At 28.7% G+C, this 5958-nt stretch carries 2 protein-coding genes and 2 pseudogenes; 1 reads left to right on the plus strand and 3 read right to left on the minus strand.

The genetic code is table 11. The features are described from left to right. A pseudogene (locus tag KQ44_RS03285) lies at window positions 1–337 on the plus strand (hypothetical protein); the annotation flags it as partial. Between the two features lie 32 nt (window positions 338–369). On the opposite strand, the gene KQ44_RS03290 reads toward KQ44_RS03285, so the two are convergent. The 3 genes and pseudogenes from KQ44_RS03290 to KQ44_RS03300 form a co-directional block, all read right to left on the minus strand. Next, on the minus strand, window positions 370–2247 hold the full coding sequence (locus KQ44_RS03290; protein WP_096736230.1) for a conjugal transfer protein TraB: 1878 nt from the start codon (window positions 2245–2247) through the stop codon (window positions 370–372). A gap of 32 nt (window positions 2248–2279) precedes the next feature. Further along, window positions 2280–4679, minus strand: coding sequence for a PBP1A family penicillin-binding protein (locus KQ44_RS03295; protein WP_096736231.1), 2400 nt, complete (start codon window positions 4677–4679; stop codon window positions 2280–2282). A gap of 1031 nt (window positions 4680–5710) precedes the next feature. After that, a pseudogene (locus KQ44_RS03300) lies at window positions 5711–5958 on the minus strand (META domain-containing protein); the annotation flags it as partial.

Here is a 5958-nt window from a genome sequence, read left to right on the forward strand (position 1 = left end):
AGATAAAAAAATATTAAATGAAGCAAATACTATTTTACTTTCTTCAATAGCTGATTGTATTGTTTATAATATAGAAAGTTATAAAAATGAAATATTTAATTATTTAGATGAAACATTAATAAAAGTAAAAGATTTTAAAGATGAATATGATTACAGCGAAAAAATAACAGGTGAGTATGCAGGTGTATTCTTGCTTGCATTAGGACGTTCAAAGTTATTAGATGAAAAATATTATATATTAGTTCGCCCTTTTCATAGATATGTTAAGTATTCTAGTTTCCCAAGCAAATTATTTTTTGAGCTTTTGAATTATACTTCTTTAGAACATATAGAATAATATATAAAAAATAAATTTTCTATAAAAATTAATTAAATTATATAATCATCAGCAATTTTTCTAAGTCTTTTGTTGCCAAGTACATGAAAATGTCTTAATTTTCTTAATGTTTCGCTTGAAAATGTAGCAAGAGGTACATATACTATTTCAACAGAATTTTTTTTAGCAAACTCTTTTAATATATCAGATGGTGGATTAGGAGCAACATATCCTAAATATTTGTCAACAGAATATATTATAGCAGTATAAAGTAAAAGATCAGCATAGTTTCTGACAATATTTTCTTTTTTAAGGCTGTAGTACATTCTCCATACATCATGAGGAGCCTGCGGAGGCATTAAAGAAGCATACCCACCGAAGTAGCATTTTGATATACCAGGTCCTACAAGCGTATTTCCTGGTTCTGTAGAGTATAATATCAAGTCGCTGTCATCATGTGCCTCACTGTACCAAACTATATTCCAATCATAATCCTCATCATGCTCATCATCAAAAATTACTACCATATGTCCGATATTGCCTTTCATCTTTGGAATCTCTTTAACATATATCTCATTTTTATAGTAGTTTCTTATAGTTTCACGCATATCAATACCATCTTTAATACTTACAGTAAAAGGTTCAATTTTGGCTTTATCTTCTGTAAGCATATTTCTTATTTTTTCTCTTAGTATATTCATATGCTTTTCCATAAGTATATCTTCAGGTACATGCGAAAGTAAATTAGTTCTTTTATTCCAAACATCCTCCCATTCGCCTTCATATTTCTCGCTAGGACGTGTTGTTACATGAACTTTTTTAAAAGATGTACGCCATACATTATCATATTTATGAAGTTTGATTTTTTTATCTTTAAGCATTCCTTCCATACCATTAGTACTTGGATCTCTGTTTAATTTTATGGTAGGGTAGTTTTCATCTTCTTCGGTATAATGCGGATAATATTCCATTCCTTCCATAACTTCTAATGCATAATCATTATTTATCATGCATTTTGCAGCGGTTAGCATATCTATATAATCTGGTATGATGTAATTATCTAAAAGACATAGATTTCTCAAATATTTCATCATATTTTTTTGCTGCAATAATGATATAGGAAGTTTGTATCTTAATTTTGCTTCTTTAAATATTGTTTCTATTATGTTTATTTTATCAAAGTTTTCTAATTCTCCGTTTCTGTATAATTCATACATATAAGTTGTAAAAGGAAACTCTCCAAGCATTTTATTTAAAGATTCTTTATGTACATTATAAATTTTTGGCTCTGAGTATTCATATTCTTCATTGTCTTCATCAAGTTTTTTATTTATTATTTCTTCTTTTTCTTTACTGTCTAATTTATCAAGCTTTTTTAATATTGAAACTATACTCTCCCAATGAGACATTCCTATAACAAGAAGTATTTTGTTATATTTTTTAGAGAGTTCATGTATATTTTTAGCCATATATATTTCTCTCTCTTCATCGGTATCATCTTTATGAAATATATATTTCGATTTAACTTCATTGTAGAATCTGTCAAGTCCTATATTTTTCATAACATAGTCATCAGGCATAAGATAATGAGAATTAGTATTTATAGAAGTAATATCTTTATCTATAGGAAAAAAAGGTATCTCTTCGTCAATAGCAATGCGTACTGCTTCTATTATGGAATCGCAAGGGTCTATAGGTATATAAACAGCCTCATTTTCAATTTCCCTTATTATTAAACTTATATATGGAAGTCTGCTTACAGCCTCACGCAGAGAATCAGCAAAATTTGCGGGGTGTTCTATAGCTACTATATCAGGTTTGAACCTATCAAAAGCCTCTCTCACTGCCATAGAAAAATATACCCTAGAATGTATAGATGGTATAGCTAATATATTTTTGTATCTTAATATATCAGAGTTTATATCAACCATATTTTTATCCGTTTATATATTCTTAATAATATTTAATAGTTGAGGAAAGAATCAATTATACTGTCAAGCTCATTAGAATCTTCCAAATAATGCGAACATACATTGCAGGTTTCAGTTGGTATTTTATTAGTAATAAATAAATCAGTCTGAAATGAATAGCATGAAGGACCAGGTAATTTACCACTAATAGCACATACCTGCATACTAACAATATCATTTGGTCTGTCATACCAAGTAGGCTTAACTTCTTTTAAAGCAGCCACCATATATTTACCCCATATAGGAGCAGCCACTCTTCCGCCAACCTGATTGTTTCCTAAAGAGTATTTGAATGAATCAAAACCAATCCATATTCCAGTAGCAAGTTCCGGAGTATATCCTACAAACCAAGCATCTTTCCAGTCATTAGAAGTACCTGTTTTACCAGCACCTCTTCTAGTAAATCCAGCTTCATACATTGCACTTGTAGCAGTACCGCCTCTTAATACACCCATTAATATATCGCTTATTAAATATGCGGCCTCTTTGCTAATAACCTGTTTAGGTCCTCCTCTTAATGTTACTTCTTTTTTAAGCTCTTCCTCAAAATTATCTATAACAATGCCGTATCTGTCTGTAACATATCTTATAAGTATAGGATTAACTTCCTTACCTTCATTTGCAAACTCAGCAAAACCTGTTGTAAGTTCTAAAGGTGTGAAAAGACCTGTACCAAGTCCTAAAGTTAAATCGGGATTAAACATTCTTTTTGATTTATCAGAGTTAGGTTCAGCTTTAAATATAGGCTCCACATAGTTAATAGCATTAGTAATACCAACATAGTTAAGTACATTAACAGTAGCAATATTTAATGAAGCTGCTAATGCATATCTTAAACTAACATCTCCTTTAAAGTTTCCAGAATAGTTTTTAGGTATCCAAACATCGCCGTCTTCTCCCTCTTCTGGCACAAAACCTATAGGAGCATCGCTGACTATAGTAGAAGGACTGTAATTACTAATATCCATTGATGCAGCGTATACAAAAGGTTTGAATGCACTTCCAGCCTGTCTTCTGGCTTGAGTGGCACGGTTAAACTGATTTCTTGCAGTAAAGCCTGAACCTCCAACCATTGAAACTATATATCCGTTTCTTGGGTCTATTGCAACTAATGCTCCTTCAATTTGTCTTGAAAGTTCTGCCTCATCAGCTTTCATCACTTCCATAGTTATATCATTAACTTCTTCCATACCAAATACATCAGATAATAATGCTAATGGTAATGTAGTGTATTTATTTAAAGTATCTCTTACAGCAATATTAAATTTATTATAAGCACTGTTTTCTGGAAGATTAAATAATATAGAAAGCATTTTTACTCTATCTATGGTTTCTCTATTGTATATATTGATAATGTCCATAGATCCGCCTTCATATTTGTTATTATATTCTGTAAGTGCTTCAGTTAATAATCTCTGAGCTTCTTCCTGTTTTTCTATATCTATTGTAGTGTATATTTTAAGTCCGTCTTCTTTTAATGCTTTCTCTCCGTATCTATCAACTAATTGTCTTCTTACATATTCTGTAACATATGGGGCTCTGTCTATTGAGGCACTGTATGCAGTAGAACCTCTTCTTCCAATTTTTCCAGTATATGTTTCCCAAAACTCTTTATGGGCTTCTGCTGCTTCTTCTCTTGTTATAAACTTTAAATCGGCCATTCTGTTTAATACGACTTTATGTCTTGCTATTGATATATTAGGATTATTAATAGGGGAATAGGCATTAGGTGCTGGAGGAAGTGTAGCAAGCATTGCACATTCTGCTAAATCCAAATTTTGAACATCTTTATTAAAATAGAATCTGCTTGCTGCCTGAACTCCGTAAACAGAGTGTCCGAAATATATTTGATTGAAATATAATGTAACTATTTCTTCTTTTGTAAGTCTTTTTTCTATTTGGAAAGTTACCCAAATTTCTTTTAACTTTCTCGTTATGGTTCTTTCGCTTGATTTTAATACTATGTTTCTTGCTACCTGCTGAGTTAATGTACTTGCTCCTCTAGCTCTTTTCCCAGTAAGTATATTACCTATAGTACCTCTGAATATACCAAAAATATCTATACCGAAATGTGTCATAAAGTTATTATCTTCCATAGAAATAATGGCTTCTATCAATTCTGGAGGCAAGTCTTTATATTCAACTAATGCCCTCTGCTCTGTAAAAAACTCTGATATTACCTCACCTTTTATATCATAAATTTTTGTAGGTATTGTAGGTTTATATAATTCTACTGCCTGAACATCTGGCTGCATAACTATATCAGCTGCTAAAATAGAAAGTACTATAGTAACTGCTAAAAATATAACTGATATGAACACAATATAAAATTTTTTAAATTGCTCTATATTTATTTTATTATAATTATCCCATATTTTCTTTAAAAATTTCAATTTACTTATCCTAGCATATATTTTATATTCTTATTATACAAATAATTATTCATTTAATCAACATGTTTTTTTTATCATAAAAATGAGATATATAAAAAACACTCTATGAAAATATAATTCATAGAGTGAAAAAGTAATGGGTTTGTATATATATCTTAAGAGCGCAACAAATGACGTTTGTAGCTATACTATATATAACATTAATAAAAAGAAACAGTAAAATATATTTAGTTGATTAAATTAAAATCAGTATATACTTTTAAGTTTGTCAAAAATTGTTTTTTATGTTTTTAATATTTTCGGGGGCTAGCCTCAGACCCCATCACTTCTTTTGGTGACCCAAAGAAGCAAAAAGACTGCATTTTTTAAGCAAAACATAGTTATTATAATACATTTTAAAATTTTTATTAATACTAAATAATACTTTATACTATTTATAAGTTATCATTACATTTTTAAATAATTAAAATTTAACAAATTATAGTTGTTTATGTATATACTAGAGATTTTTAAGTTTATCAATTTTTATTGTTTCTTTTTACCTTCACCAAAATAACAAAAAAGTGCAAGTATATAATAGTATCAAATCATACTAACTATATTTTATATGAAAAATATAGTATTACATTTAAGCTAAAATATAGCCTTTAGATGCTAGCACAAAATGAGGACTTCGTCGGTACGCAGAGCTACAAAAGAATTGTGCATGTACGTGTGGTTCAAAGCCGCAACTATAATTAAAAAAATATTAAATTAAAAGAGTATAAATACAACAAATTGGGTTTTGAAGCAAGTCTGATATTCTTTGCCATTAATGTTTTTTTAAATATTGTTTTGTTTTTTACTTCCTTGAGAGCATTATAAACATTGTAATTGATAATAATAATATTTTTTATATTTTTCTTTTTATAGAAATTTTCAATATAACAATGGGTTTATAATTAATGAAAATCATAAGCCCATCAATAATAGTGTTAGGAGTCTGATAATAATGAATAATTGCTTTGTTTATAAAAATATTAAATAAAAAATTAAGACTTCATCTTGTATATTAACTTTTCTTTATCTTTAGTTGTTAATATAAGTTCGTCTCCTTCTAATGAGATTTTAGATATACTTCCTAACAAATTTATATATTTATCATTAGCTGTTTCTTCAGTACTCTCTGTTTTTATATCTTTTATTAAAATTTTATCATCATTAATAGTATATGCAGAGAAATATTTGTCTCTATTATTATAACCATATATATAATTTTTAGTAAAACCAATAGTAATAT

This window comes from Brachyspira sp. G79, assembly GCF_002379365.1.
Lineage (GTDB): Bacteria > Spirochaetota > Brachyspiria > Brachyspirales > Brachyspiraceae > Brachyspira.